Annotated in this window: 27 protein-coding genes; 13 read left to right on the top strand and 14 right to left on the bottom strand. The window is 62.3% G+C overall.

Annotation, left to right across the window (positions count from 1 at the left end):
• Genes M3436_04115 through M3436_04095 form a run of 5 tightly spaced genes read right to left on the bottom strand, consistent with a single transcriptional unit; the run spans nucleotide 1 to nucleotide 5457 of the window.
• Nucleotides 1-597: a histidine phosphatase family protein gene (locus M3436_04115; GenBank protein MDQ3563344.1), complete on the bottom strand. Its 597-nt coding sequence runs from the start codon at nucleotides 595-597 to the stop codon at nucleotides 1-3.
• A gap of 10 nt (nucleotides 598-607) precedes the next feature.
• On the bottom strand, nucleotides 608-1669 hold the full coding sequence (gene cobT, locus M3436_04110; GenBank protein MDQ3563343.1) for a nicotinate-nucleotide--dimethylbenzimidazole phosphoribosyltransferase: 1062 nt from the start codon (nucleotides 1667-1669) through the stop codon (nucleotides 608-610).
• Nucleotides 1666-2184, bottom strand: coding sequence for a bifunctional adenosylcobinamide kinase/adenosylcobinamide-phosphate guanylyltransferase (cobU, locus tag M3436_04105; protein ID MDQ3563342.1), 519 nt, complete (start codon nucleotides 2182-2184; stop codon nucleotides 1666-1668). The genes cobT and cobU overlap by 4 nt, the downstream gene beginning before the upstream one ends.
• Before the next feature lie 12 nt (nucleotides 2185-2196).
• Nucleotides 2197-3675 (bottom strand): hypothetical protein, encoded by a 1479-nt coding sequence (locus M3436_04100; protein ID MDQ3563341.1) that lies wholly within the window; start codon nucleotides 3673-3675, stop codon nucleotides 2197-2199.
• A 9-nt stretch (nucleotides 3676-3684) separates the two neighbouring features.
• Nucleotides 3685-5457 (bottom strand): di-heme-cytochrome C peroxidase, encoded by a 1773-nt coding sequence (locus tag M3436_04095; protein ID MDQ3563340.1) that lies wholly within the window; start codon nucleotides 5455-5457, stop codon nucleotides 3685-3687.
• A gap of 236 nt (nucleotides 5458-5693) precedes the next feature.
• Between M3436_04095 and M3436_04090 the strand changes: the two genes are divergently transcribed.
• From M3436_04090 to M3436_04050, 9 genes are all read left to right on the top strand, one after another.
• Nucleotides 5694-6182, top strand: a complete 489-nt coding sequence (locus M3436_04090; protein ID MDQ3563339.1) for a RimK/LysX family protein — start codon at nucleotides 5694-5696, stop codon at nucleotides 6180-6182.
• Nucleotides 6175-7707, top strand: coding sequence for an inactive transglutaminase family protein (locus tag M3436_04085; GenBank protein MDQ3563338.1), 1533 nt, complete (start codon nucleotides 6175-6177; stop codon nucleotides 7705-7707). The genes M3436_04090 and M3436_04085 overlap by 8 nt, the downstream gene beginning before the upstream one ends.
• Nucleotides 7704-8651 (top strand): alpha-L-glutamate ligase-like protein, encoded by a 948-nt coding sequence (locus M3436_04080; protein MDQ3563337.1) that lies wholly within the window; start codon nucleotides 7704-7706, stop codon nucleotides 8649-8651. Before M3436_04085 ends, M3436_04080 begins: the two co-directional genes overlap by 4 nt.
• A gap of 255 nt (nucleotides 8652-8906) precedes the next feature.
• Complete coding sequence (gene modA, locus M3436_04075) at nucleotides 8907-9596, top strand: molybdate ABC transporter substrate-binding protein (GenBank protein ID MDQ3563336.1); 690 nt, start codon at nucleotides 8907-8909, stop codon at nucleotides 9594-9596.
• Nucleotides 9597-9613: 17 nt separating this feature from the next.
• Complete coding sequence (modB, locus tag M3436_04070; GenBank protein MDQ3563335.1) at nucleotides 9614-10285, top strand: molybdate ABC transporter permease subunit; 672 nt, start codon at nucleotides 9614-9616, stop codon at nucleotides 10283-10285.
• Nucleotides 10286-10292: 7 nt separating this feature from the next.
• The gene (locus M3436_04065; GenBank protein ID MDQ3563334.1) at nucleotides 10293-11051 is read left to right on the top strand and encodes an ATP-binding cassette domain-containing protein; all 759 of its coding nucleotides are present in this window, start codon (nucleotides 10293-10295) and stop codon (nucleotides 11049-11051) included.
• 13 nt (nucleotides 11052-11064) lie between these two features.
• Complete coding sequence (locus tag M3436_04060; protein MDQ3563333.1) at nucleotides 11065-11832, top strand: TOBE domain-containing protein; 768 nt, start codon at nucleotides 11065-11067, stop codon at nucleotides 11830-11832.
• A gap of 606 nt (nucleotides 11833-12438) precedes the next feature.
• Nucleotides 12439-12978: a hypothetical protein gene (locus M3436_04055; protein MDQ3563332.1), complete on the top strand. Its 540-nt coding sequence runs from the start codon at nucleotides 12439-12441 to the stop codon at nucleotides 12976-12978.
• Between the two features lie 100 nt (nucleotides 12979-13078).
• A complete protein-coding gene (locus tag M3436_04050) occupies nucleotides 13079-13939 on the top strand; it encodes an OmpA family protein (protein ID MDQ3563331.1) in 861 nt (286 codons plus the stop codon).
• Between the two features lie 331 nt (nucleotides 13940-14270).
• Here the strand turns inward: M3436_04050 and M3436_04045 are convergent, their stop codons facing one another.
• The 9 genes from M3436_04045 to M3436_04005 form a co-directional block, all read right to left on the bottom strand.
• On the bottom strand, nucleotides 14271-14528 hold the full coding sequence (locus M3436_04045) for a high-potential iron-sulfur protein (protein ID MDQ3563330.1): 258 nt from the start codon (nucleotides 14526-14528) through the stop codon (nucleotides 14271-14273).
• Nucleotides 14529-14641: 113 nt separating this feature from the next.
• Nucleotides 14642-16102 (bottom strand): ABC transporter permease subunit, encoded by a 1461-nt coding sequence (locus M3436_04040; protein ID MDQ3563329.1) that lies wholly within the window; start codon nucleotides 16100-16102, stop codon nucleotides 14642-14644.
• Nucleotides 16103-16303: 201 nt separating this feature from the next.
• Entirely contained in the window at nucleotides 16304-17917 is a 1614-nt protein-coding gene (locus M3436_04035) for a hypothetical protein (protein MDQ3563328.1), read from the bottom strand.
• Nucleotides 17918-18065: 148 nt separating this feature from the next.
• Nucleotides 18066-20108: a PAS domain-containing protein gene (locus tag M3436_04030; protein ID MDQ3563327.1), complete on the bottom strand. Its 2043-nt coding sequence runs from the start codon at nucleotides 20106-20108 to the stop codon at nucleotides 18066-18068.
• Complete coding sequence (locus M3436_04025; GenBank protein MDQ3563326.1) at nucleotides 20105-20497, bottom strand: circadian clock KaiB family protein; 393 nt, start codon at nucleotides 20495-20497, stop codon at nucleotides 20105-20107. Before M3436_04025 ends, M3436_04030 begins: the two co-directional genes overlap by 4 nt.
• On the bottom strand, nucleotides 20494-21609 hold the full coding sequence (gene kaiC, locus M3436_04020) for a circadian clock protein KaiC (protein MDQ3563325.1): 1116 nt from the start codon (nucleotides 21607-21609) through the stop codon (nucleotides 20494-20496). Before kaiC ends, M3436_04025 begins: the two co-directional genes overlap by 4 nt.
• The gene (locus M3436_04015) at nucleotides 21561-21905 is read right to left on the bottom strand and encodes a type I restriction-modification system subunit M N-terminal domain-containing protein (protein MDQ3563324.1); all 345 of its coding nucleotides are present in this window, start codon (nucleotides 21903-21905) and stop codon (nucleotides 21561-21563) included. Before M3436_04015 ends, kaiC begins: the two co-directional genes overlap by 49 nt.
• 5 nt (nucleotides 21906-21910) lie before the next feature.
• Nucleotides 21911-22306, bottom strand: a complete 396-nt coding sequence (locus tag M3436_04010) for a PIN domain-containing protein (protein MDQ3563323.1) — start codon at nucleotides 22304-22306, stop codon at nucleotides 21911-21913.
• Entirely contained in the window at nucleotides 22303-22548 is a 246-nt protein-coding gene (locus M3436_04005; protein MDQ3563322.1) for a DUF6364 family protein, read from the bottom strand. Before M3436_04005 ends, M3436_04010 begins: the two co-directional genes overlap by 4 nt.
• A 17-nt stretch (nucleotides 22549-22565) precedes the next feature.
• On the opposite strand from M3436_04005, the gene rsmG reads away from it, so the two are divergent.
• The 4 genes from rsmG to M3436_03985 form a co-directional block, all read left to right on the top strand.
• Entirely contained in the window at nucleotides 22566-23117 is a 552-nt protein-coding gene (gene rsmG, locus M3436_04000; GenBank protein MDQ3563321.1) for a 16S rRNA (guanine(527)-N(7))-methyltransferase RsmG, read from the top strand.
• A gap of 162 nt (nucleotides 23118-23279) precedes the next feature.
• The gene (locus M3436_03995; GenBank protein ID MDQ3563320.1) at nucleotides 23280-23873 is read left to right on the top strand and encodes a hypothetical protein; all 594 of its coding nucleotides are present in this window, start codon (nucleotides 23280-23282) and stop codon (nucleotides 23871-23873) included.
• Nucleotides 23874-24045: 172 nt separating this feature from the next.
• Nucleotides 24046-24276 carry an addiction module protein gene (locus M3436_03990; GenBank protein ID MDQ3563319.1) on the top strand — a complete coding sequence of 77 codons (231 nt, stop codon included), beginning with the start codon at nucleotides 24046-24048 and terminating at the stop codon, nucleotides 24274-24276.
• Between the two features lie 333 nt (nucleotides 24277-24609).
• A partial coding sequence (locus M3436_03985; GenBank protein ID MDQ3563318.1) for a pirin family protein occupies nucleotides 24610-25040 on the top strand: 431 nt, incomplete at its 3' end.

Genomic DNA, 25040 nt, shown 5'->3' with positions numbered 1-25040 from the left:
TCACGGCATCAAAGGGTCGCGCGGTCGCACCTGCATCGTACCGTCTGCATTAACGTGGCCGCACAGCCGGTGGAGCGAGGCGGGCTGGACCTCGATCTGCAGCGATTTCTCGATCGGTTTTCCCAATGCCTGGCAGAGCAGGATGCGGATCGGTCCGCCGTGGGTGATAAGCAGCAGGCGCCGATGGCGATATTGCGTTATCACGGCTTTCAGGGTGCCGAGCGTGCGTGACTGGAGATGCGATAAGGTTTCCGCGCCCGGAGGTGTATATTTAAGCGGGTCCTGCCAGAAACGCGTCAGCGCCTCGGCATCGATGGCCGCGAGGTCAGCGGCCGTGCGTCCTTCCCAAGCACCGAAGTGCATTTCCCGCAAATCCTGGTTGAGCTCGATCGGCAGCAAGCGGCGCCGCGAAAGCTCACGGGCGAAACCGGCGCAGCGTGCGAGGGGAGAGCTGACGATGCGGTCCCAATGAGCGTCTTCGGGGAGGGACGCCCACATCCGCGCCCAGCCCTCGGCGGTGAGCGGATCGTCGCTGCTGCCTCGATAGCGCGCGCCGCCCTCGGCTTCGCCGTGCCGCAGCAGATCCACGAAAGTCATCGCGCCACGCCTAGCGTTCCTTCCCGGAAACACCGGCCTCGGCAAACGTGGCCATGTCCCGGTGCAAGGCGCAGGCGAGCCGCAGCAAAGGGACCGCGGCCGCGGCGCCGCTGCCTTCGCCGAGCCGCAGGCCTAGATCGAGGAGCGGTTGCGCGTCCATGGCCGCGAGCACCAGACGATGACCCGGCTCGGCCGAGCGGTGCGCGAAAATAAACCACTCGGCTGCGCCCGGACACAGGCGCGCCGCCGCGAGCGCCGCGACGCTCGTGATGAAGCCATCCACAAGTACCGGCAAACCCAGTTGCGCGCAGCCGAGATAACTGCCCGTGAGCGCCGTGATTTCGAAACCTCCCAGGCGCCGCAATGCTTCGTAAGGGTCGGCGAGATGCGGGCGATGTAAAACGAGCGCGCGCCGGATAACTTTCACTTTATGCGCGACACCGGCGGGAGCGAGCCCGGCGCCGGGTCCCGCGAGGTGTTCGGGCGGGAGGCCGAGGAGAGCGCAGCCTAACGCGGCGGCCGACGTGGAGTTGCCGATCCCCATCTCGCCCCCGATGTAGATCTGCGTCCCGGCGAGAAACACGCGTTCGGCCGTGTCGCGGCCGGTGCGCGTTGCGCGCGCGCATTGTTCCGGGCTCATGGCCGGTGCGCGGGTAATATTTTCCGTGCCCGGACCGAGACGGCAGTCCAGCACGCCTTCGAGCGGCCCGGGATCGTTCACCGTACCGAGATTGATCACTTCGAGGATTGCGCCCAACTCCCGCGCCAGGACATTGATCGCGCCGCCCCCGTGGGCGAAGTTGCGCAGCATCTCCACGGTGACTGCTTGCGGAAAGGCCGAGACCTGCTCGGCGGCGACCCCATGATCGGCGGCGAAGACCGTGACGTGCACGCGCGCTACGGCGGGCTTGGGCGTGCCCTGCAACGCGGCGAGCCGGATCGCGAGCGCCTCGAGTTGCCCCAGCGCGCCTGGAGGCTTGGTCAACTGCAACTGGCGGTCCGCCGCCTCGCGGCCCGCGGCCGCGTTCGGCGATGCGGCCGGCCCCCGAAGCCAGTCAATCGCATCATTCACAGATCTTCTCCTTTCAACACCCAGGGCAGACCGGCCAGCGTGAGGACGACGCGCTCGCAGCGCTCCGCGAGCGCCTGGTGCAACCGCCCGGCCTCGTCCGCGAAGCGGCGGGTCAGGGCATCGAGCGGGACGATGCCGAGGCCGGTCTCATTGCTCACCAGGATGAGGTGAGCTTCGATCTCGGGCAGCACGGCCAGCAGCGCGTCGCGTTCTTTCGCGAGTAACTCCTCCCCCGCGCATAGAAGCTGCGTGAGCCAGAGCGTGAGGCAGTCCACGACGGCACAACGGCCTTCCATCGCATGCGCGCGCAGCGCGCCGGCGAGTGCGTAGGGTTCTTCCACCACTGTCCAGGCGGCCGGACGCCGCTGCCGGTGCAACTCGATGCGGCGGCGCATCTCCTCGTCGCCGGCGATCGCGGTAGCGACATAGGTCACAGGCAGCCCGCTTTGCAAGGCGAGCGTCTCGGCGAGCCGGCTCTTGCCCGAGCGCACCCCGCCTAGGATCAGTGTCTTCAATGTCATTCAGCGCTAAAAGGTTTTCAAGTACTCGATGAGTGCGCTTTTCTCCTCCCCGGAGAGGTGGGTCCCGAACTCGTGCCCTTGGTTTGCATTGCCCCTCTTGCTGACGTCGTGGCGCGTCCCGATGCGCTCGGCCTCGGGATCCTGCGCGATGAACCCGGCCCTATCGGGATCGTAGACATCGTAGCCGCGATAGAAAACGCGCGGGCGTTTTGCCGCGGGATCCAAGAGATCGCGCAAGGTCGGCACCGAGCCGTTATGGAGGTAGGGCGCGCGCAGCCAGATCCCGTCGAGGTGTGGCACCTTGTATCCGATGAGATCCTCTTCCACGAGGCCGCGGCGTTCGATGCCCATGGCCGCGACCGCCCGGTTGGCCTTGACGGCGGCGCTCCTGGTCCAGCGATCCAGCCGGCCGCGGCTGGTGCCGATTTCGACCAGCGGCAGCGGGCGGCCGATCCGGCCGCTGTCCTCGGCGTGGCAGAACGCGCATTGCGCATCGAACACGGCCTGTCCGTCAGCAGCCTTCGCGGTGTCAATCGGGAACGGGTATGCGGGCGGCGGGGTGCGTTTGGCGTAGTCCGTGATCCATTGCACCTCCTCGATAAGCTCCTTCCTATCATGCGGCGCGCCGCCCAAAAGCCCGAGCGCTGAATCCATGACGACTGTATACGCATCCCAGGTGTCGCCGGCGACGTTCATGCGTTGCGGATCCCTGTCGCCGGGCGTCGAGTCGTATTTCTTGAGGTTCCAGATCGCTGGAAAGTCGGCCGGGCCGGAGGCGTCGTCGATAGGGTTCAGAGAATAGTTGATGAGATTCATGGCGTCGTCCCGCCCGCGTCCCCAGTCGGCGACGTCGGTGCGGTAGATCGACGGATATTGCGACTCGCGTTCCAGCAAGCGCTGCTTGGTGGTCGGGATGATGGAGAAGCGGTACATCAGCGTTTCCATCCAATCGAGGTTGGTGACGTTTTCGATCTCTTGCAGGACATTGTCACTGTTGAAACGCGGGTCCTTGGCGCAATCGATAAGGAACCGCAAGAATGCCTGGATATTCGTCGTGTGCCCCGGTCCCAGCGGCGCGAACACGGGCTTGGAATCGGGTGCGGTCCGATAACGCGCGGTGTGACACAGGGCGCAGTTGTTGGCGACGCGCGGAAAACCGAAGGTCTTTTTCGTGAACCCGATGGGTAACTCCTGCCCTTCCTCCCAAGGCAGGCCGAGCGCGGCGTAACCGCCCGGGCCCGGAAGCTTTTCGGGAAACATCCGCGGCAGGACGTAAAAGATCCAGTACGGAATACCCGCATCCCGCTCCGCCCCGATCGACGCATACATGAAGCGCGTCGCGTCGTCGCGCCGCACCCAATCCGGTTGCGGATGCTCGCGAAATCCGCGCTCCCAGGCGATGTAACCCATGACGCCGGCCAGAAGCGACAGAATGGAGAGCAGGATATGGCTCCGCTTGGGAGCGCTCCGTGGGGTGTCGTTCATGGGTCGCGGCTAAAAGGTCTTGAGATACTCGATTAACGCGTTTTTTTTGTCCGCGGACAATTCGGTGCCGTATTCGGTTCCTTCGTGCCCCTGATTGCCGTTGCCCGGGACCCTGGTATCAAAGGCGAAGAACTTTTTACCGTCCGCCTGGAGCGCGTCGGAGCGAAATCCCACGTTCTGCGGGTCGTAGACATCATTGCCGCGATAGAACACCGCCGGCCGGTTGTCGCTCGGTTCCAAGAGATCGCGCAGGCTCGGCACCGAGCCGTTGTGCAGATAGGGCGCGCGCAGCCAGATCCCGTCGAGCGGCAGGTTGGCGTAACCGTGGGTTTTGTGAAAATGCGTGAAGCGATAGGTGTTCTCCTCCTCCGCCTGCACGGCCGCCAAGCGTCCGCCGCCGCCCGCTCCCGCGGTGGTTTGCGATCCGCCGGCGCCGAAATCGGCGCTGCAGGGTTGCCGCGCCTGCCCGGCAAAGACCGTGGCCAGGTTGACGGCGAGCTCCTCGGTGAAATTATCCAAGCGATAGCGATCGGTGCCTATCTCATCGATCGGGGTTACGAATCCGACCCGCCGGCCCGTGAAGTTTTGCCCGTTAAGACCGTGGCAATCCGCACAGTAGCGGCGGTAAAGCGGCTCGCCCCGGTACGCGAGAGCATGGTCGATCGGAAAGAAATCGTCGTAGTTCCGGGGTGTGAAATCGAGCAACCAGCTCTCGATGCGGCATAGGGCTGGATGATCGATGCTCGGCGGCAAAGCCCCAGTGCTGATAGCGGCGCTCAAGTGGCGCTCCTTGCCGCGATCGTTATTGCCGTCCCAATTTAGTTCCATCTCGCGACCGTCCGAGCGCTTCCTGCGCGGCCCTTGCAACCAGATGGACGGGAAATCCGCGGCGCCTAGGCTCCGCGGGTCCACTTTTCCCTGTGTCCGCCAATCGGGCAGGTGCTCCCAAGGCATGTTAAGGAGACCCTTGGCATGACTGAAGCTGTCGCCGCGGCCCGGCCCCCACTGCGGTTGGCGGTAGGAGAAACCGAGCCTGCCCGCGAGCCACTGCCCGCGCTCGCGCGTGCGTGCGATGGCGGCCGGATAGACGCCGTGGCGATCGATCCAGCTCAGATCGCCCCCGAGCGCCTGAATTTCGGGGATCAGATCGCGCTTGGAAAAACGCTTGTGCGCGGCGCACTGGAAAAAGAAATGCTCGAAAGCGTAGAAGTTGAAGCGATGGGCCGGCATCCCGAGGACTAAAACCGCCGGATCATCGGGCGTTTTACGCACCGTGCCGGCGTGGCAAGCCGCGCAGTTTAGGAAAACCCGATCCACTCCGAGATACCGGCGCTTGGAAATACCGGCCGGGAGATCGCGTTCCTGGCCGCTGCCGTCATGCTCATAGAAAAACCCCAGCGCCTTGTAACCCTCCCGGGAAAGCTGCCTGCGGGCTTCCGCGGCACCCGCCTCATCGCTCATGTAGGCCGCGGTCCGCGTGAGATAATCCGGCGCCAAGCGGCCGCCGGCGACTTCGGTCAAGGACTCCGCGCAGACCAGCGGGGCGGTCTGCCAGATCCAGTACGGAATTCCGAGATTGACTTCGGCTCCCGTGGAACCGTACTTAAAATGTTCTTCGATATCCGTGTAACCGACGGCGCGGTCCGGGAGCAATCGGTATGCGGCATACCCGGCGGCTAGCAACACCACCGAGGCGATCACCGCGGACAGAATCGCCCACGCCTTGCGCAACATGGCGCCCGCGGCGCCCGGAAGTTTTTTAGGCGGTTGTTCTTCTTCCATTGCCAGCCTCCCGGCGCGTGTAGGCATCAACGCCGGAGTGTTCGCGATAATAACGTTGTGGCGTGCGATGATCGAGGAAAATGTTACCTATGTCACAATGCGCCGGCGGCGCGCGGCGGAACAGAACCCGAGGCGCCGTAGCCCCGGTCGTTAATCAAAGTTAAGATCGCCAGCTTGATCCTGGTATCTTTACCCAATCCGTGTTCAACCACATGCATTTACCGAGGTCTGCGATTATGTCTGCGATTGTCCTCCTGCTAATAGTCCTACTGCCGCAAGTCGTTTACGCGAAGGAGGTCGTCGGATGGGTGGAGAGGATAAAGCTCTATCCCGGAGAGATGAACTTGAAGGCGAAAATCGATACCGGGGCGAAGAACTCCTCCATCAACGCCCGTAACATCGATGAATTTACCCGCGACGGAGACCCCTGGATACGTTTTGAGGTCACTGATCGGGATGGCCACAAGGTCAAGATTGAACGGCAATTGGAGCGCCGGGCCAGGATTCAGCGGCATTTCGGCAAACTGCAAACGCGGCCCGTCGTGGTGCTCGGCGTCTGTATGGGCGATATATACAAGGACATCGAGGTGAATCTGGTCGATCGCAAAGGCTTTCTCTATCCGGTGTTGATTGGGCGGAGCTTTCTTAAGGAGAACATAATAGTCGACGCGACGCTCACCTATACCCGCGAACCAGTCTGCAAAGGGGTAGGCGGGGGTGGGTAGCCGCCATGTCTATGTTTTATCATTCCTACTGACGCTCCTCGGCGCGGGTCTTTTTTTATACAAGATCGTGGCCTTGGGTTTCCCGATCGTTCCGGGCGAAAAGTCCGAACTCTGGGATGTCGAGGTGCGTATCAGCTTCGTGGCGCGCGGCGGTCCGGTGAAGGTGTCGATGTTTATTCCGCGGACCTCGCCTCGGCTAGCGGTCGTGGACGAAAATTTCATCTCGCGGGGCTTCGGTCTCACGACGACGCTCGTCAAGGGTAACCGCCAGGCGGCGTGGGCGATCCGCGAGGCGAGCGGGGCGCAGGCGTTGTATTATCGATCCTCGGTTCAGGCGCTGGAACCGGCGGAAGAGGAGACCATCGCCAAGAGACCCGAGAGCCAACCGCTGCCCTCCCTCGAAGGTCCGTATCTCGCAGCGGCGGAAACCCTGCTAAAGTCCGTACGTGAGCAATCCGCGGACCTCGATACGATGGTCGCACAACTGATCAAGCATCTGTGGGAGCCGCACAATGACAGCAACGCGGCGCTGCTCACCGGTCCGCGGCCCGATCGCGACCGCGTTGCGGAGGCGGCGCTGCACCTGCTGGCGCTCGCCCAAGTCCCGGCGCGCCTGCTTCAGGGCATAAGGCTCACGCTCCAAGGCGGCGAAGTGCCGATGTTGTCATGGTTGCAGGTCTACTCCGAGGGGCGCTGGAGCGCCTTCGATCTCGGCACGGGCGAGGCCGGTTTGCCGGACGATTACCTGGTATTTTCTATCGGTCCCGAGCCCCTGTTCAAGGTCAAGGGGGGAGACAAGGTGCACTACACGATCGCGGTCCGGCGCACCGAGGCGGGCGGTCTCGAGGCCGCTGCCTTGCGAAGCCGCATCGTCAATCCTCAACTCTTGGAATTCTCGTTGCTGAACCTGCCGATGCAGACTCAGAGCGTCTACCGGGTCTTGCTCGCGGTGCCGGTGGGCGCCTTTCTATTGCTGATCATGCGCAATATCGTAGGGATCAAGACCTTCGGCACCTTCATGCCGGTGCTTATCGGGCTCGCCTTCCGGGAGACGCAATTGCTTTGGGGATTGGTCCTGTTCTGCGCCGTGGTGGCCTTGGGTCTCAGCGTGCGATTCTATTTCGAGCGCCTGAAGCTGCTGCTGGTCCCGCGGCTCGCGGCGGTGCTTATCGTGGTCGTGTTGCTCATGGCAGCGTTCAGTATTGTCAGTCACCAACTGGGGCTGGAACTGGGGCTCTCGGTCGCCTTGTTCCCGATGGTGATCATGACTATGACCATCGAACGCATGTCGATCGTATGGGAAGAACGCGGCCCGGCCGAGGCGATTCAGCAAGGGCTCGGCAGTCTTGTTGTCGCGGCCTTGGCTTACCTGGCGATGGCCGCCGCCTACACCGAGCACCTGATGTTTGTGTTTCCGGAACTGTTGCTCGTGCTCCTGGCGGGGTCGCTGCTTTTGGGGAAATACACGGGTTATCGTCTCGTTGAGTTAAGGCGGTTCAAGGCCCTCGCCTCGCCACGGCCATGATCTTCGGCACCGTTCGGCGCCTGCGGGAGGCGGGCGTGCTGGGGATCAACGAGCGCAACAACTGCTACACGCTGGCGTACAACCCGCGGCATCTCTATCCCTTGGTTGATGACAAGCTCCGGACCAAGCAACTGGCCTTGAAGGCCGGGCTCTCCGTGCCGGAGCTTTACGGCGTGATTGAGATCGAACACCAGATAAAAGTGATCCATGAGGTCCTCGCAGGGCATCGGGAATTCGTGATCAAACCCGCCCAAGGCAGCGGCGGAGACGGCGTGCTGGTCGTGGCCGGGCGGGCCAAAAACATGTACCGATTGGTGAACGGCGTCATCATGGACCGGTCCCAGCTAGCCCATTACGCATCCAACATACTGAGCGGTCTCTTCAGCATCGGCGGTCACCCCGACAAGGCCTTGATCGAATACCGCGTGCAGTTCGATCCCTTGTTCGGGGCCATCAGCTTCCAGGGCGTTCCGGATGTCCGCATCGTGGTGTTTCAGGGCTTCCCGGTTATGGCCATGGTGCGGCTGCCCACGCGCCTCTCGGACGGCAAGGCCAATTTGCATAAGGGCGCCATCGGCGCCGGTGTGGATATCGCGACCGGGCGCACCCTGACCGCGGTGTGGCGCAACGAGGTCGTGAGCGAGCACCCCGACACCGGCAATCCCGTCACCGGTCTCCAAATCCCGCACTGGGATCGGCTGCTCGGGATCGCGGCCCAAGCCTATGATCTCACGGGCTTGGGTTATGTGGGGGTTGATATCGTGCTCGATCGGGACAAGGGACCGTTGCTCTTGGAGCTGAACGCACGTCCAGGTCTCAACATACAGATCGCCAATGGCGCGGGTCTCCTTCCTAGGCTACAACTCATCGAGCGGATCGCCGCTCGGCCTTATGCCGTGGAAGAACGCGTCGCGTTTGCGAAAGACCGTATGGCGGCAGGTTAAATCTGATGGCCGTCGCAAGGTGGCGTGTACGGCTTCTCGGTAAAAAAAACCGGCCCGGCGATGCATTGCTCGCTGGGCCCGTGTTCGCCAGGCTGATGATTCGCATCGGCTCGCCACAACGGGTCGTCCGGCTATTGGCGATCCGTTATATAAGGTTGTATATTTCGCCCCCTCAGGCTGAAGGGCGAGGTAGCGATGCGATCCCGTTGGAAAAGGTGGCTTTGCTCAGTCGGGCTCATGGCGTGCTCCTCCACGGTGCCAGCGGGCGACCTTACCGTGTCGGCGGCGGCCAGCCTGACCGATGCCTTCAAGGAGATCGGCCGGGCTTTCGAGGTGCAGCACCGCGATACCATCGTCCGGTTCAATATTGCGGCGTCCGATGCCCTGGTTCAGCAGCTCGCGGCGGGCGCGCCGGTCGATGTGCTAGCCACGGCGGACCAAGAATCCATGGACAAGGCCGCGGCCCGGACGCTCATCGAGCCCACCACTCGCACGAACTTCGCCCGCAACACGCTGGTGGCGATCGTGCCTGCCGATCGCGAGGTCGTATCTCAGGAACTGCGCGATCTTGAACGGGACGACATTACGCGCATCGCGCTCGGTAACCCGGCGAGCGTACCGGCCGGGCGCTATGCCCGGGACGCTCTTGAGCGGGCCGGGCGTTGGCCCGCGATCGAGGCCAAAGCTATTTATACGCAGACCGTCCGCCAGGCCCTCGACTATGTCGCGCGCGCCGAAGTCGATGTCGCCTTCGTGTATGCCACCGACGCCGCGATCCGCAATGAACGGGTCCGCGTCGCTTTCACGGTGGCTACCGAGGTCCCCATCACCTACCCCATCGCCGTCGTCGCAGGGAGCACCGGTGAAGCACGGCGTTTCTTGGACTACGTGCTGTCGCCGCCTGGCCAGGGTATCCTGGCCCGGTATGGTTTCCTCTCGCCATGACCGGGATCGCCGAGGACATGGGGTACGCCTGGACGGCACTGGCGCTGTCCCTCAAGGTGGCGAGTTGTGCCACGCTCGTGTGCCTCGTTATGGGCGTCGGTGTGGGCTATGTGCTGGCCCGGCGGCGGATCCCGGGCCGCGATCTGGTCGATGCGCTTCTGACCTTACCGCTCGTGATGCCGCCCACGGTGCTCGGCTATTACCTTTTGGTTGTCATCGGGCGCCAGGGGGCGCTGGGCGCCTGGCTCCACGACGCGTTCGGTATCCGCCTGATCTTCACCTGGCAGGGGGCGGTGATCGCCGCGAGCCTGGTCGCCTTTCCATTGACCTTCAAGTCGGCGCGCGCCGCCTTCGAGGCGGTCGACCGCGAGTTGGAGGAGGCCGGGCGCGTGCTCGGCGTGTCGGAGTGGGGGATCTTCTTTCGCGTGACTCTGCCGCTCGCCTGGCGCGGCATCCTCGCGGGCGTGCTCCTGGCCTTTGCCCGCGCCCTGGGCGAGTTCGGCGCCACGCTCATGGTGGCCGGCAGCATCCCGGGCAAGACCCAGACGCTCTCGATCGCGGTCTACGAAGCGGTGCAGGCGGGTCACGACGAGGCCGCCCTGATACTCGTGGTCATCACGTCTGTCACCTGCCTCGCGGTGCTCCTAGCGGCGGGGCGCCTGGCCCCGGGTCGGATCGCGAGCGAATAAGACGCCAATGGCGCTGGAAGTCGATATCCGCAAGACGCTCAAAAGCGCCAGGCAGATCTTCCATCTGCATGCGCGTTTCAGCGTGCACAGCCCTCGGATCGTGGTCCACGGTCCCTCGGGGGCCGGGAAGAGCCTGCTCCTCAAGGCCATCGCCGGGTTGATCACGCCGGACGAAGGCTCGATCGTGCTTTCCGGGACCACGCTCTTCCACAGCGCCGCCGGAACCAACGTCTCTCCCCAAGAACGCAGGGTCGCTTATCTTTTCCAGGACTATGCCCTGTTCCCGCACTTGACGGTGCGGCAGAACGTCGGCTTCGGCCTGCGGCGCGGGTGGCTCAATATGCGCGGCGATCGCCCCGATCCGGCTATCGACTCTTGGCTCGAGGCCTTCGAGCTCTGCCGTGTGGCACACCAGTACCCGAGCCAGATCTCAGGCGGGCAACGCCAGCGCACGGCACTCGCGCGGGCGCTCGTGGCGTGCCCGCGCGCCTTGCTCCTCGACGAGCCCTTCGCGGCTCTGGACCCGGCCCTGCGCTCGCGCATGCGCGCGGAGTTGCACGCGCTGCACGTGCGACTCGAGGTCCCGATGGTCCTCATCACCCACGATCCCGAGGACGTGCGGGTCTTCGGCGAAGAGGTCCTGCGACTCGCGGACGGGGTAGTCGAAGCATCGAGCGCCGCGGAGGTGCTCGACCCGCCCGGCGCATATGCCCATCCCCCGGGTCTTTTACTAGGTGAGCATCGAACGCAGGCCCATCGAGCTTAGAGGGCTTGTGTGGATGGCGGTCGGCGACCGCAACCTCGGCGGACCCGGGCGCATCGCCCTGCTCAGAGAGATCCGCGACCACGGCACAATCACGCACGCGGCCCGGGCGATGAAGATGAGCTACAAGGCCGCGTGGGATGCGGTCGCGGGCATGAACAACCTGGCCGGCGAACCGCTCGTTGAGCGCGCCGCCGGCGGGCGCGGCGGCGGCTCGACGCGTCTGACTGCGCGCGGCGAGCGGCTGGTCGAGAACTTCGAGCGCATCGACGTCGAGCACCGGCGGTTCTTGGAGGCGTTGAACCGGCAGGCCCGCGGGCTTGTGGAGGATCTATTACTCATCAGGAGAATCGATATGCAAACCAGTGCACGTAACCAATTCCTCGGCACCGTCCGGGCCATCACGCGGGGCGCGGTCAACGATGAGATCGGCATCGAGGTGGTCGGCGGGCAGATGATCGTCGCCATCATCACCCATGAGAGCGCGGAACGGCTCGCGCTCGAGGCCGGCAGCAAGGCCTTCGCGCTCATCAAGGCCTCCTCGGTCATCATCGTCACGGACGAGCGCGGCACCAAGTTCTCGGCGCGCAATCGTTTCAGCGGCACCGTATCGCGTTTGCATCCCGGCGCCGTGAATACCGAGGTCGTGATCGGTCTGCCGGAAGGTGGCGGGATCGCCGCCATCATCACCAATGACAGCGCCGCGAGCCTGGGTCTCGCGGAAGGCCTGGCGGCGAGCGCGATCTTCAAGGCCAGCAGCGTGGTCGTGGGCGTGCCGGCATGATGGGATTGGGTATGCTCCATTCGATCGGGCGCAGCGGCAGAATAGATGAAAACACCGGCCACTCGGCAGGGATAGCCGTAATCGGTCCGGCACGGAAAGGCTTATGGCTTCGACTTCGTGGCTTTAATTTTTTCCTGACAGATCGGCCTAGGTAAAGAGCGCCGATGCATACCTGGCAGCACGAATTTGAATTTTTTTATAGATCTTATAGATCATTTCCAGATGTTGTGGTATACATAGCACAATGATTCATAGATGACCACTAACCTTGTTGAACAAACGTAAGAGAAAAGAGGCATAGGCTTTTGCGCACGGGACGCTGGCCTGTCAAGATGGCTTTCACAGTTTCATGACCAATATCAATCTTTTGGCTTTTAGGGATTCATTTTTATATCCTCCTTTGTCAAGCGAGCAAGTTAGTTGATTTAAGCCAGTTTAGAAAATTGATTGCTAAAGAGAAGCGGGTGGTGTATTTTTGTCGTTGCTGAATTACCACAGTTTAATGCGCGTTGAGTGTTGTATAGGTGCACGAATGGTGATTGCGTCCGCGCACGGTTACCCCTACGGTGTGGGCGCTCGTCAGGTCTTGGGGACGGAGTTACGAGAATGATGAAATTATTTTTCGCACTTTCTGGAATTGCGTTAAGCACGGTTGCAACGGTTGCAATGGCACAATCGACTGGCATGCCGCCCTACACCCCTGATCCCGGCCCAGTGGCCGGGAATTGGGAAGCAACCCTAAGCGGCACGGGCGATTCGACTACGGACGACGGGTTCGATAATTCAGATTTTGGCTTCGCCGGCTCGATTGGATACTACCTGACCAAAAATATCCCACTCACGTTCAGGCAAAGACTTAATTATGCGGACGTGGGTGACAGCAACATATTTAATGGCCGGTCAGTTTTTCAGGCTGCTTATCAGTGGGATTTTGCGAGATGGCAGCCATATCTCGGCTTGAACCTCGGCGGGCAATATGGCGCGGGCGTCGAAGATGATGGCGTCTGGGGTCCTGAAGGGGGACTCAAATTTTTTGTAAACGAGAGCACATTTATTTTTGGGGCCATTAGTTACGAAATGCTGATCAGTGAGTGCTGCAAAGACGGGACAGTTCCCTACGCGCTCGGCATTGGTTTCGACTTCTAGGCTTAACGATTAGACACTGTAGTAGACGTTCCGGCCCGGCCGTTTGATCGGGTTCTCGCATTGAGATGCCGGGGCAACCCTACGAGGGAGGACATAGACAATGACTTCTGTAATGAGATTCGCGGTCCTGATGATCGCGGCGGTTACGCTAACCGGATGTGCATCGCGGCCGATGAATCAGCTCGCGAGCATGCAGCCGAGCGGCGCCGCCTTTGACAATGCCTTGGCGCAGGATTATGCGGCGCTGTCCAAAGCGGAGAAGTTTCAGGGCGACCACCGAGATGCTGATACGTACGCACAGCGGGCCACGGCCGCAGCCGGAGGACAGTCGCCGGGGCCGGATCAGGTCGAGCTAAGGCAGCCATTTCTGAAAGGTAAGTATGTCTCGGAGCTGTCGGATGCGCGTCAGCGGTTGGTCTCGGCGCTCGACAAGACTGGGAGGACCAAGGCGCCCGAGGATGCGGCCCGCGCCCAAACGTCTTACGATTGCTGGGTAGAGCAGGCTTCCGAGGACCTACAACCGGCGGACGTCAACGCCTGCAAGCAAGCTTTCATGGATGCAATCGCCAAGGTCGAGGCGGCGCTGGCGGCCGAGGAACCTGCACCTGTGCCGGAAGCTGCTGTCCCACCAGAGAGCTATCTGGTGTTCTTCGATTTGGATAAAGCTGATGTGACGCCTGAAGGGATGAGTATCGTCGAAAGCGCAGCGGCCGACGCTAGCGCGAAGCCGTTCAATAGGATCATAGCGCTCGGTCACGCCGATACGTCCGGGAGCGACAGCTACAACAGGGATCTATCGCAGCGGCGGGCGGATGCAGTGAAGTCCGCTCTCACCGAGTTCGGAGTGCAAGCTGACGCCATTGAAACCGAGGCCCTCGGTGAAACGCAGCCGTTGGTGCCGACCGATGACGGCGTTCGCGAACCGCAAAACCGACGAGTTGAGATTGTCATCGAACACTAAGGATCTACTATTGCCTTCCAACAATTAGCCCGCTGCCACGTGCAGACGCCGCCCTAGCGCGGCGTCTTTTTTTTGGAACGTACCGGTAGACAGAAGAAGCATCGTCGCGAGTGTCTGGGAACGCGCTCGAAGCGGCGGACTAACTAACTTAATTAATGTCCAATGATCGGTAGTGTCGGAGCGTTGTTCGCAACGAGTAAGACACTCCTCCCGCGCAGCGACGCGCGTGAGCGTTTTCGCAAGGATGTGTGACCGAAACGGTTATCTACCGATATCTACCGAGGAGGGCTGCCGCCGTTTACGCTACCCGTCGAGGACGGCAAATTCCGAATCAGGGCATCTTTACCCAGATCGCACACCACCCCTTGGGACTGATTTTCCCTTCTACGGTCTTACAGGCGCTGGGCGCCTCAAAATGCAGACAGTTATCGCATTGCTGGTCACCCTTTGGCTCATCCTGGTATTGGACCGACGCCTGGGACGCCTTTGCTGAATATGCCTTCCTGCTCACGGGAATTACCGCGATTGCGGCGAGCGCCGCCATGCTCTTGAGCGCCGACCGGCGAGTGATTTTGGATTTATCGTTCATGCTTTTCCTCGTTTGATTTTAAATTTCGTTGACTTTTTTTGCGCAACGGTTTTTTTCATCATATACCGGCGTTGTCATATTGGAAACCGCCGCAGGCATTTGGCGTTTAGTTGTCACGGCGATTTGGCGTGCCGCAATCCCGCCGGTATCAGCCAGCGATCGAGCAGTACAAATCCGCCCTCGATAAGAAGCGCCAGCGCCGCAGCCGGAATCGCTCCAGCGAGCAGTACTGCGTTGTCGTTGACTGCGAGCCCCGCGACGATGCGCTCACCGTAACCGCCGGCGCCGATGAAAGCGGCGATCGTGGCGGTGCCGACACTGATCACCGCGGAGGTCTTAATTCCGGCCACAATCGAGGGCGCGGCGAGCGGCAGCTCGATCAAACGCAAGCGCGCAAAGGAGGGAAGGCCAAGGGCACGTGCGGACTCCTGGAGAGAAGACGGGATCGAAGTCAGACCGCTGTGGGTATTGCGCACGATCGGCAGAAGGGAGTAGAGAAACAACGCTATGAGCGCTGGTAGCGTGCCGATGCGATTCAGGAGCGGGATCAAAAACGCCAGCAGCGCGAGCGATGGAATCGTTTGAATCACGCTGACAACTGACAGGATGGGTTGCGCGGCTTTAGGCACTCGCGCAGCCACGATACCGAGCGGCACCGCGGCAAGACATGCGAGGCCAAGCGAAATCAACACGAGCGCCAGGTGCTCTCGGGTCAGCCGCCAGAAATCCCCGCCGAATAGAAGATCGCTGAAACTTCGATTCCGGCTCGCGGCGCGCGAAGGTGATCCTCCGTGCAAAAACTCCTCGGCGATTTGTGCGAACGCGCGGCCTTCGAGCTCGGCCGCGGCATTCATCTCGATCATTTCCGCCGCAGTAATCTTGCCTTGGAGACTCTGCAACGCGGCCCAGGTTTTTGGCCAACGCTGTGGCAGATCGGCGCGATGTAGCAGCACGGCTTCGTACGCCGGAAACACCGTGCGGTCATCGCGCAGCACGCGCAGCTTGTACTTGGCGATCTTCGCGTCGGTCGAGTAAATGTCCATAACGTCAATTTCGCGCGCGGCAAGCGCTTCGTATGCGAGGCCGTGATCAATTGCGCGCGGCGCGGCAAAGGGCAGTTCGTATCGAGTTTTGACGAGCGGCCAGCCGTCGTTGCGTTGCAGGAACTCCTGCGAGAGACCCAGTTCGAGCTTCGGGTGATCCGCGAGGTCTGAAATCGTGACGATACCGAGTTCTTTTGCTTTTGCCTCCGGCATCGCGAGCGCGTAGTTGTTGGCAAAGCCGAACGGAATACTGGCAGCGAGCCCAAGCGGCGCGAGCTTGCGATTGATTTCCGCGATGCTCGCATCTTCTATCTTCAGCAACTCGCGAGCGATTGTGCCGGTATATTCCGGGTAGGCCGCGACGCTGCCGGTTTGCAGCGCTGCGAACAAAATTGCCGTGTTGCCCACGCCTGGTTGGTAATAAACTGGCGTCTCGTCCCCGCTCTGCGCGGTCTGGGTGACGATCTCACCCAGGATGTAAGACTCGGTGAATCGCTTGGACGCGAAGTTGAGTGCCTCCTGCGCAAACACAGGCAAGGCTACGAGCGCCGCGACAAAGCCAATTATTGAAAACTGCGTGAACAAACCAATAATAATTAGATCAAGGTGTCTACTTTTTCAGGGGAGGTTCACAGCCCGGGTTGAAGCTGTTATTAGGCACCGTTGCGTACCAACTACAGCATGAAAATGCTCCCGCGACCACGGAGAAAAACCGCTCAAGTCTTCAGCTACTCAGGTCCACGGTCGGGCTTCGATGCGTAGCTTGCCCCGCAAGCCAGGGCGGGCTTTCTGCTCGATAGGGATATCGAAAGCGAGGCCGGGGGCGGCCGCGACTGCATCTGCCTTCGCGTCGCCGCCGCCGAGCGCGCGCGTTACCACATCAACGCCCGGCTTGCCGGGGTTGATGTCCTGAAAGCCGTACTTGATCCGCCAGCCGCCCCGGGCTCCCGCGTCGGGGAACGCCTCCACCAGGATCAACTCGCGCAGGATGAAGCCGCCCTCGTAGTGGCGCTTCAGGAAAATGGATCCGTCCACTTCGTAGTCGGGCACCAGCACTTTCACGTCGAACGCGAAGCTGACCGATTTGGAATTCTTCTTGACGCTCTTGCTCGGATCGAGGAACATGGAGAACAGGTGCGGGCTCTTGGAGCGGTCGGGTACGCGCTTGGTGCCGTCCTTTCCCGGGAACAGCTCGCCGTAGGTACGGAAAATCGCGGAGTTCTCGCGCACCTCGCGGCGCGTCATCTGCCACTGACAGCCACGCACGCTGGCTGCGATCTCGAACTGGTACGACGCGCGCACCGTCTTGCCGTCTTCGTGCGCCTTCTGCACCTCCACCGGCAGCGTGATGTCGTCGATGTCCAGGATGCCGTCCACGCGCAGCGCGCCGAACAGAAAGCGCATAAGGTTCTGGTAGCCCTCCTCGGAATTCACGATGCCGTAGTGGCCCGAGTGGCTGCGGTGCACAAAGGCGCGCGGCGAACTCACATCCTTACCGTCGGGGCCCGGCCCATGCGTGGTGGCGTTCTCGATGCGCACCAGCCCGTCACTCGCGTCGCCCGCCGCCCACGCCGAGATGCCGCTGGCCGCGTTGTAGTCGCGCGGGTTGGTGCCGACCAGGTTGAAGATGCGTTCCGGCGGGAAGTTTTTCACGACCGAGACGTCGTCGCCCTTGGGTACATCGAGGTATTCGGCCATCTTCTCGCGATTGAAGTTGTTGATGTCGCCGAAAGAGAGCCAGCCCGGCACGTTACGCACGATGCGCATGTCGATGCCGTTGTGCGGCGTGGCGTAGGTGAAAAACTTGTCCACCGCCGCGCGCGCCTCCGCGGAGCCGAGCTTCGGATTTTGTAGGAAGGCGCGGCAGACCAGCCCGCCCATGGAGTGGGCCACGAGGTGCACGCGGAAGTCTGCGGGCGTCATCTTGTTATCCTCGTTCGCGCAGATCTTCTTGCGCAGGCGCAGGATGAGCGTGTCCAGACCCTTCGCGAAGTGTGCAATTGGAGGAAGCTTGCCGTCGCCAAAGTCCTTCGAGGCCTCGTCATAGTAGCGGTAGATGATGATGCAGCGGTACGGAACGGGGTGGTCGGCACGCTCGGCCGCCACCAGGTCGTCACCGTCAACGAAAACGTCCTCGTACTCGTGGTCGCTCATCAAGCGCACGAGCGGGGACTCAAAGTAGAAGCGCTTGACGTCGCCGGTCCATGCAACGCGCGCCTTGGTCGAGCCGATGTTGAAGCCCATGTAAGGGTCGGCCACCGTCTCCTCAATCTCGCCTTGAGTGGCTGCGAAGCCGCGGACATAGATGATCGGGTGGTAGGGATGCTTCCGGGCTGTGGTCATCATGGTTTCTCCGAGTTACGGTTGCGCGACTGTCAGACCCCCATAGCCATGACACTACCCACGCGACGCTGAAGCATTCCTCTCGTTAAAAACCCAAGCTCGAAATCGGGCTTCTTGAACCAATAGATTGAAACGACCTTTCCAGGTCGTCTCAATCCTTAAGCGTTAGCCGGCCTGCATGATCGGAGGACAAAGAAGCCAGTAACTTCATGAGGGCAGCAGGGTCCACGGGCTTGACCACGTGCTGATCGAAACCGGCCTCTTCGGTGCGGCGGCGGTCTTCCTCCTGACCCCAGCCGGTCAGGGCGATGAGGAACAAAGCCCGGCCCCATGGCTGTTCCCGGATACGGCGGCAGGCGTCGTAGCCATTCAGGTTCGGCATCCCGATGTCGAGCAGCGCCACGTCGGGTCGCAACGCCTCGGCCGCTTCGACGGCCTGTTCGCCGTCGTAGGCCGTGCCGACCTCGTACCCCTTGATCTTCAAGAACATCGCCAGGCTGTCGGCGCTATCCTGGCTGTCGTCCGCGATCAAGACGCGGCACTTCGTCACGGGTTTTGGCTGCTCGTCCTCGCCCGCTTGGGCCGGTTCCTGGACAAGCTTCTCCCCGGCGACCGGCAGGCGAACGACGAACTCGCTTCCCTGGCCTGGCCCGTCGCTTCTGGCCTCGATGATCCCGCCGTGCAACTCGACCAGTCCCTTGACCAGCGACAGGCCGATGCCGAGCCCGCCCTGCGACCGCACCAGCGCCGGTTTCGACTGCGAGAAAACCTCGAAGACGCGCGGCAGCATTTTCGGGGCGATGCCGATGCCGGTATCCTTGACCGACACGGCCACTTCACCCCCCTGCCGCTCGGCGGCGAGCCAGATGCGACCGCCCTCCTCCGTGTACTTGGCGGCGTTGTTGAGGAGGTTGGCGAACACCTGGGCCAGGCGCAGCGGGTCGGCCTCCAGGTGGATCGGCTCGGGCGGCAGGGTGACGGTGAGTTCGTGGCCGCTGGCTTCGATAACGGGACGGCTGGTCTCCAGGGCGGCTCCCAGCACGGCGGCCAGTTCGACTCGTTCCTTGCGGAGTTCCAGCCGGTTTTGGGAGATGCGGGACACGTCGAGCAGGTCTTCCCGCAGCCGCGCCATCTGTTGCACTTGGCGGTCGATCACGCCTCGAGCCCACTGCAGTTCCGGGTCGGGCGGGCCTTTGGCTATGAGGATTTGCAGGGCGTTACGGATTGGGGCTAGCGGATTACGCAGCTCGTGGGCCAGGGTAGCGAGAAACACGTCCTTGCGGCGGTCGGCGTCCTTGAGTGCCACTTCGACCCGCAGACGCTCGGTAATGTCCCGACTCACCCCCACCACCAGCGAAACCCTGCCTTCCGCATCGGCCACGGGGGCGAGGACATTCTCGAAATTACCGCCCACGCCGGTGGGGCTCGTGTAATGGGTGACGCTCGTGACGGGCTGGCCGCTCGCGAAGACCTGCCGGACGTTGCCCAGGAGTTCCGCCTCAAGCTGCTTGGGATAGTCGAGATCCGCCATTGTCTTGCCAACGGCCTGGTCGGGCGTCAGGTTCCACAGGTCGAGCAGCACTTTGTTCGCGTACACGAACCGCCCGTCGCGGTCGAAGATGTAAACGTAATCTCGAATCGAAGCAAGGGCCGTGTCGAACTTCTGCTCGCTTTCACGCAGAGCCGCCTGGGTGCGCTTTAACTCCTGGTAGTGCCGTTGCTCGGTCAGGTCGGTGACCATCAGGCAGGAGCCGAGGGCGCCTTCCTGCAGCGTGGTGACCCCAAGGTAGACCGGCACTGTCGTGCCGTCGGCCCGCCGCAAAGGGACCTCGCCCTGGCCGTCGCGCAGCAGGGCTTCGAGAAGCGGGAGGCCGTGGGGGGCGACGAAGCCGCCGATCGGCTTGCCGAGCAGGGAGTGAAGCGGCCGTCTGAGCAGCTCGGCGAAGCGGCGGTTACAGTAGATGATCGCGCCCTCGGCGGTGAGCGTCGCCGCGCCGTAGGGCACCTGCTCGACCAGCAGCCGATAGGGCTTGTCGGCCGTCTCCAGGGTGTAGATCTGCTCGCGCCCGGCCTCGACGAGGACGGCGTCCACCTCACCGGCACGGAGAGCGCGGAAGGCGTCCTCCGCCTCCTCCAGCCGGTGGCGCAAGTCCTCGTTTTCCCGCAGCAGTTGGCCGATGGTCAGGGGGGTCATGGCCGTGCCTTCTCGGGTCTCGTTGGTCGTTCCTCGGACGCCCCGTTAGGCTTGGCGGGGCGCAGCTGCAGCCCCACCAGGGTGCGCTCCACGTTGGACAGGTCGCCGATCACCTTGCGGATCGGCTCGGGCAGTTTGCGGACCAGGGTAGGGATGGCGACGATCTGGTCGCCCCGGGCGAGCTGCGGGTGGACTAGCAGGTCCACGACTTCGATCTTGTACTTGCCGCGCAGGTGCTCCTCGCACAGCTTGGTGAGGTTCTCGAAGGCGGCGACGGACTTGGCCGTCTTGCCGGCGACGTAGAGGCGCAGCTCCCACACATTCGGGTCCGCTTCCGCGGTGGCGGCCAGGGCCGCCAGGGTCTTCGGCTTGTTCGGGTTACGTTTCATTTGCGTCCTCCCTGAGGGGTCATTCTACGAGAGCGGTTGCCCGGGGTCTCGGCCGGGTCGTCCGCCTTGCGACTGCGGGCCATCTTTTCTCGGTTCTGTCCCGCGCGGTCGGCGGCGGACTGTTCCTGGACGATGAGCAGCTTCAGCTCGTCCTGCTCCGCCTTGAACTGGCCGCGCTGGGCGACAAGCTGGGCCTCCAAGGCCTGGCGCTTGAGCTCCAGGTCGCGCTGGCGGCGCTCGATCTCCTGCTGGCGGCTCAAGGTGGCAGCCTGCTCGCGCGTCTCCTGGGCCAGGCGCATTGACCCGGTGAGCACGCCTTCCGGCCCGACGTACACGTCCTTCAGCTCGACCCCGTGGTCGGTCAGGAGGAACTCGCGGATCTGGTTGGAGTGGGCCATGCCGCGCGACTTCAGTATGTACATGCCGCGGTTGCGCTCGCCGCCCAGCTCGATGTCGCGCACCAACAGCCAGGTGTCGATGAGGGATGAGATGCCGACCTGGCTCTGCTCCAAGAGCTTGCCGCTGTGGGTCAGGCTGGTGAACAGGGCGGTGATCTGCTGGGCCTTGAGGAAGTCGATCACCCGCATCATCATCGACTCGGCCTCGACGGATGTGCCGGCGCTCGTGAACGTGGTGATCGGGTCCACGATCACCGCGCGGGGATGGAAGTCGCTGACCAGCTTGTGGAGCGCGACCAGGTGCATTTCCAGGCCGTAGGCGGTGGGGCGGGTGGCGTAAAAGCGCAAGATGCCCTTCTTCAGCCAGGGCGCCAGGTCCAGGCCGATGGAGCGCATGTTGCGGACCAGCTGGCTCTCCGACTCCTCGAAGGCGAAGTACAGGCAGCGCTCGCCGCGGCGGCAAGTGGCGGCGGCAAAGTGGGCGGCCAGGCTCGTCTTGCCGGTACCCGCGGTTCCGGTGATGAGCACACTGCTGCCGCGGTAGACCCCCGCGCCGCCGAGCATGGCGTCGAGCCGGGGAACGCCGGTAGAGATCCGCTCGTCGGACGCCTCCTGCCGCAGGCCCAGCGAGGTGACCGGCAGGACGGATATGCCGTTTTCGTCGATCAAGAAGGGGTACTCGTTGGTGCCGTGGGTGGTGCCGCGGTACTTGATGATGCGCAGCCGGCGAGTCGAGAGCTGCCGAGCATGCCCGGCTTCACGCCCAGCTTTTCCAGGCTCGCGCGATACCGATCCTCCAGCGCCGCACCGTCGAGCGGGAGCAGCGCCTTCCAGCCCAGCTCGGGCGGCACGAGGGGCGCGCGGTTGTAGGGCTCTTCGGTGAGCTGATCCGCCATCTTGAGGAACAGCAGCAGGGTCAACTGCTCCACATACTCGAAGCAGGAAAGCCCGGCGTCCTGCAACACGCCGGCGTAACTCCAGGCCCGCTTGCCAATTTGCGAGGCATCCATGCGGATCAGGTGGCGGCGTGCTTGAGAAAGGCCGCGGGTGAAAGCGCTCGGACCGGGGAGCGACGGTAGTCCGAAACGTTACGCGTCACGATTACGTCCGGCTGCCAGGCCAGCGCGGCGGCCGCCTGAAACGCATCCTCGACGTCGGACAGGGGCAGATCCAGGGCGCGACGGGCATCGGCAGTTGCCACGGGCGCCACCTCGACCAGGCGCAGCAGGCGTTCCAGAAAAGGCCGCCCGCCGCTCTTAAGCAGGTACGCACAGTTGGACAGCGAGTGCCAAGCCACGGCCGCCGCGCCGCCCGCTTCGGCCCAGCGCAGCACGTCCGTGCTGTCTGCGGCGAACGGCTCACGTGCCAGTGCCACGTCCAGTAGGACGTCGGTATCCAGCAGGATTCTCACCGGCGGCGGGCGATGTGGCGGGCGTGCAGGACATCGTAGAGCGGATCGCGTCCGGGCTCCACGCCGCGCAGCTCGGCGCACCCGAGCATCTCATCGACCACGGAACCGCCCAACCCGGCCGCGTCCGGCGAGCGGAGAAACGCCTCGATCAAACCGGAGACGGTGGTGCGTCGCGCCCGTGCCACTGCCTTGGCGCGGGCGTGCACCTCGGGATCTAAGGTGATGGTGACACGGGTCTTCATGCGTATGTATCGTAAGGATGCCCCATGCATACTGTCAAGCCGAAAGCCTGCCGCCCCTCGACGCGCGGCGCCTTCGATTGCGCGCTCCGTCCGGTTTCCTGCCGGCGTACTCGCGGGCACGGGCCTCACGCTCGATGGTGGCGCGGCACCTCTTGGACAGCCTCGCCGTGCTCCCCTACCTCTACGGCGAACGGCTCCTCGATATCGGCAGCGGCGCGGGTATACGGGCATGGTGTTGGCTCTCGCGGATCCCGATCGTAGAATGGGTGCTCCTCGATCGGAGCCTCAAGAAGATCCGTTGCCTGCGCCAAGTGCTCATCGAGCTAGAGCTGGAGCGAGTCGAGATCGTGCACGCGCGGGCCGAAGACTATCGTCCCGAACGTGCCTTTTCGACCGTGATCTCTCGGGCCGTGGGATCGCTGGACATGCTGGTGCGTTTGGCTTTGCCAATGAGTCGCGACGGCGGGCGCATCCTGGCGATGACCGGAAGCTACCCGGCGGCGGAGATCGAAGCGCTCGGTTCCGGGGTCGCGGAAGCGCAAGTGCATCGCCTTGAGGTTCCGGCATGACGGAAGAGAAGGGTAGATTATGACCGTTGCCTGTATATAAACGAGGTCGAATTCTAGTTATACCCAATGGTAGACCCAGTAACCGTCACGATTTCAGTTCTGGCCCTCGCTATCTCGGCAACGACGGCGTGGCTGACGTTGTTTCGCCGTGGCACGGTGAAAATGACGCAGCCGACGGTGATTTTCTTTGGCCCTGATACGCCGCGCACGCGCGAGGACGTCCCACTGCCTAAGGTCTATTTGCGAACGTTGCTCTTCGCCACATCTAAGCGTGGGCGCGTCATCGAAAGCATGCACGTCTCGCTGTCACGAAATGAAACGCACCAAACATTCAATATCTGGGTCCACGGCGACGAAAAGCTTGTAAGAGGTAGTGGCCTGTTCGTTGGCGAGAGCGGCGTTGCGGCAAATCATCATTTCCTTACGCCCAAGGACGGCAGCTCGTTGCAGTTCTCGGCAGGCCATTATCGCCTTGATGTCTATGCTCGCCTTCTCGGCGATCGTGATCGAACGCTGCTTTTCTCTCAAGAGCTTGAGGTTACGCAAGACGTTGCGGCAACACTCAAAGAGCCTGGCACCGGTTTGTACTTCGATTGGGGTGCGGACTCATCGCGGTATCTGCCACATGTCGAAAAACGCCTTCCGTCACCCGATCCGGAGCAATTCCTTGAAGCATTGGGTATAACTATGCATTCAAGCCAATCGCCGGGGAAGCGCCTCGTTTCATCTGATCCGTCCGGGTCGGCGTCGGCTTAATGCGTCCGTTGGGCGTCATGACAAGGGACATAGCAGCAATAGCTATACCCAAGATGAATGGACAATACACACCCTGAATATTCACGGCGTTTTCTTCGAGCGTAGACGCGCAGCACTTGGCACAGAGGGCAATTTGGTATTATGGCTACGGTCCATTGTGGAGGATAAGACCATGTCTGTTTCGGTAAAGTCACTAGGTATAGACCGTCTCGGGATCGAAGAGCGCTTAGCGTTAGTTGAAGAACTCTGGGATAGCATTGCTGCGGATAGCGCCGAGATACCACTGACCGGCGCTCAACGCGCCGAGCTTGATAGGAGGCTTGCGGATCACGAAGCAAGCCCGGCCGATGTCGTTCCTTGGGAAGAAGTAATAGCATCAATTACCGAACGCCTCAAGAGATGACTTTGACAGTCGTCTTTCGGCGCGCTGCACGCCGTGAGTTCGACGAAGCCGCTTTGTGGTACGAAGAACGCCGTTTTGGACTTGGTGCCGAATTTACAAGTGAGATCAACCGTGCTGTCACCATGGCAGCGAGTAACCCGCAACGTTTTCCTATTATGTACCGAGATACGCGATGCCTTAGAGTACGCCGCTTCCCGTACTCTGTATTCTTCCGCGCGGAGGCCAAGCGTATCGTCGTACTGGCAGTATTTCACGCTCGTCGCGATCCAGCCATATGGCAACAACGTGCATCTCCGTGATGCCATCCAAACGTAGCAGAGGAGGGAGTGATCGATGCCGCCACCAAACGAAGAGATCTCGGTCAAGAAGCTGCGCTGCATCCAGCGTAGCGTGGGTCGTCATTGGGTAGGTAACGGGTTCCCCGTTCGGACGCTTTTTTCATACCCTAACCTGGGCCCGGTTCTCAGTCCGTTTCTGCTCCTCGATTACGCCGGCCCGATGGAATTCCCGCCGACGGACAAGCGCCTCGGTGTCGGCGAGCACCCGCATCGCGGATTCGAGACGGTAACTATCGTCTACGAGGGCGAAGTGGAGCACCGCGACTCCTCTGGTGGCGGCGGGCGCATCGGTCCCGGCGACGTGCAGTGGATGACCGCAGCATCCGGCCTGGTGCATGAAGAGTTTCACGGACGCGATTTCGCGCGACGCGGCGGTATGTTCGAGATGGTGCAGCTTTGGGTGAATCTGCCCGCCAAGGACAAGAT

Source organism: Pseudomonadota bacterium, from assembly GCA_030859565.1.
Classification (GTDB): Bacteria; Pseudomonadota; Gammaproteobacteria; order JACCXJ01; family JACCXJ01; genus USCg-Taylor.
The sequence above is the reverse complement of the archived record's forward strand: the minus strand, read 5'-3'. Positions and strand labels throughout refer to the sequence as shown.

What these genes read in the sequence shown, in the direction of transcription:
- M3436_03995 (MDQ3563320.1), top strand. Translation starts at nt 23,280, where the DNA reads ATGACGCAGCCGACGGTGATTTTCTTTGGCCCTGATACGCCGCGCACG.
- M3436_04015 (MDQ3563324.1), bottom strand. Translation starts at nt 21,905, where the DNA reads ATGGATGCCTCGCAAATTGGCAAGCGGGCCTGGAGTTACGCCGGCGTG.
- M3436_04005 (MDQ3563322.1), bottom strand. Translation starts at nt 22,548, where the DNA reads ATGAAGACCCGTGTCACCATCACCTTAGATCCCGAGGTGCACGCCCGC.
- M3436_04035 (MDQ3563328.1), bottom strand. Translation starts at nt 17,917, where the DNA reads ATGATGACCACAGCCCGGAAGCATCCCTACCACCCGATCATCTATGTC.
- M3436_04100 (MDQ3563341.1), bottom strand. Translation starts at nt 3,675, where the DNA reads ATGAACGACACCCCACGGAGCGCTCCCAAGCGGAGCCATATCCTGCTC.
- M3436_04115 (MDQ3563344.1), bottom strand. Translation starts at nt 597, where the DNA reads ATGACTTTCGTGGATCTGCTGCGGCACGGCGAAGCCGAGGGCGGCGCG.
- M3436_04065 (MDQ3563334.1), top strand. Translation starts at nt 10,293, where the DNA reads ATGGCGCTGGAAGTCGATATCCGCAAGACGCTCAAAAGCGCCAGGCAG.
- M3436_04025 (MDQ3563326.1), bottom strand. Translation starts at nt 20,497, where the DNA reads ATGAAACGTAACCCGAACAAGCCGAAGACCCTGGCGGCCCTGGCCGCC.
- rsmG (MDQ3563321.1), top strand. Translation starts at nt 22,566, where the DNA reads ATGCCCCATGCATACTGTCAAGCCGAAAGCCTGCCGCCCCTCGACGCG.
- M3436_04050 (MDQ3563331.1), top strand. Translation starts at nt 13,079, where the DNA reads ATGACTTCTGTAATGAGATTCGCGGTCCTGATGATCGCGGCGGTTACG.
- M3436_03990 (MDQ3563319.1), top strand. Translation starts at nt 24,046, where the DNA reads ATGTCTGTTTCGGTAAAGTCACTAGGTATAGACCGTCTCGGGATCGAA.
- M3436_04055 (MDQ3563332.1), top strand. Translation starts at nt 12,439, where the DNA reads ATGATGAAATTATTTTTCGCACTTTCTGGAATTGCGTTAAGCACGGTT.
- M3436_04060 (MDQ3563333.1), top strand. Translation starts at nt 11,065, where the DNA reads ATGGCGGTCGGCGACCGCAACCTCGGCGGACCCGGGCGCATCGCCCTG.
- M3436_04080 (MDQ3563337.1), top strand. Translation starts at nt 7,704, where the DNA reads ATGATCTTCGGCACCGTTCGGCGCCTGCGGGAGGCGGGCGTGCTGGGG.
- modB (MDQ3563335.1), top strand. Translation starts at nt 9,614, where the DNA reads ATGGGGTACGCCTGGACGGCACTGGCGCTGTCCCTCAAGGTGGCGAGT.
- M3436_04045 (MDQ3563330.1), bottom strand. Translation starts at nt 14,528, where the DNA reads ATGAACGATAAATCCAAAATCACTCGCCGGTCGGCGCTCAAGAGCATG.
- M3436_04095 (MDQ3563340.1), bottom strand. Translation starts at nt 5,457, where the DNA reads ATGGAAGAAGAACAACCGCCTAAAAAACTTCCGGGCGCCGCGGGCGCC.
- M3436_04030 (MDQ3563327.1), bottom strand. Translation starts at nt 20,108, where the DNA reads ATGACCCCCCTGACCATCGGCCAACTGCTGCGGGAAAACGAGGACTTG.
- M3436_04090 (MDQ3563339.1), top strand. Translation starts at nt 5,694, where the DNA reads ATGTCTGCGATTGTCCTCCTGCTAATAGTCCTACTGCCGCAAGTCGTT.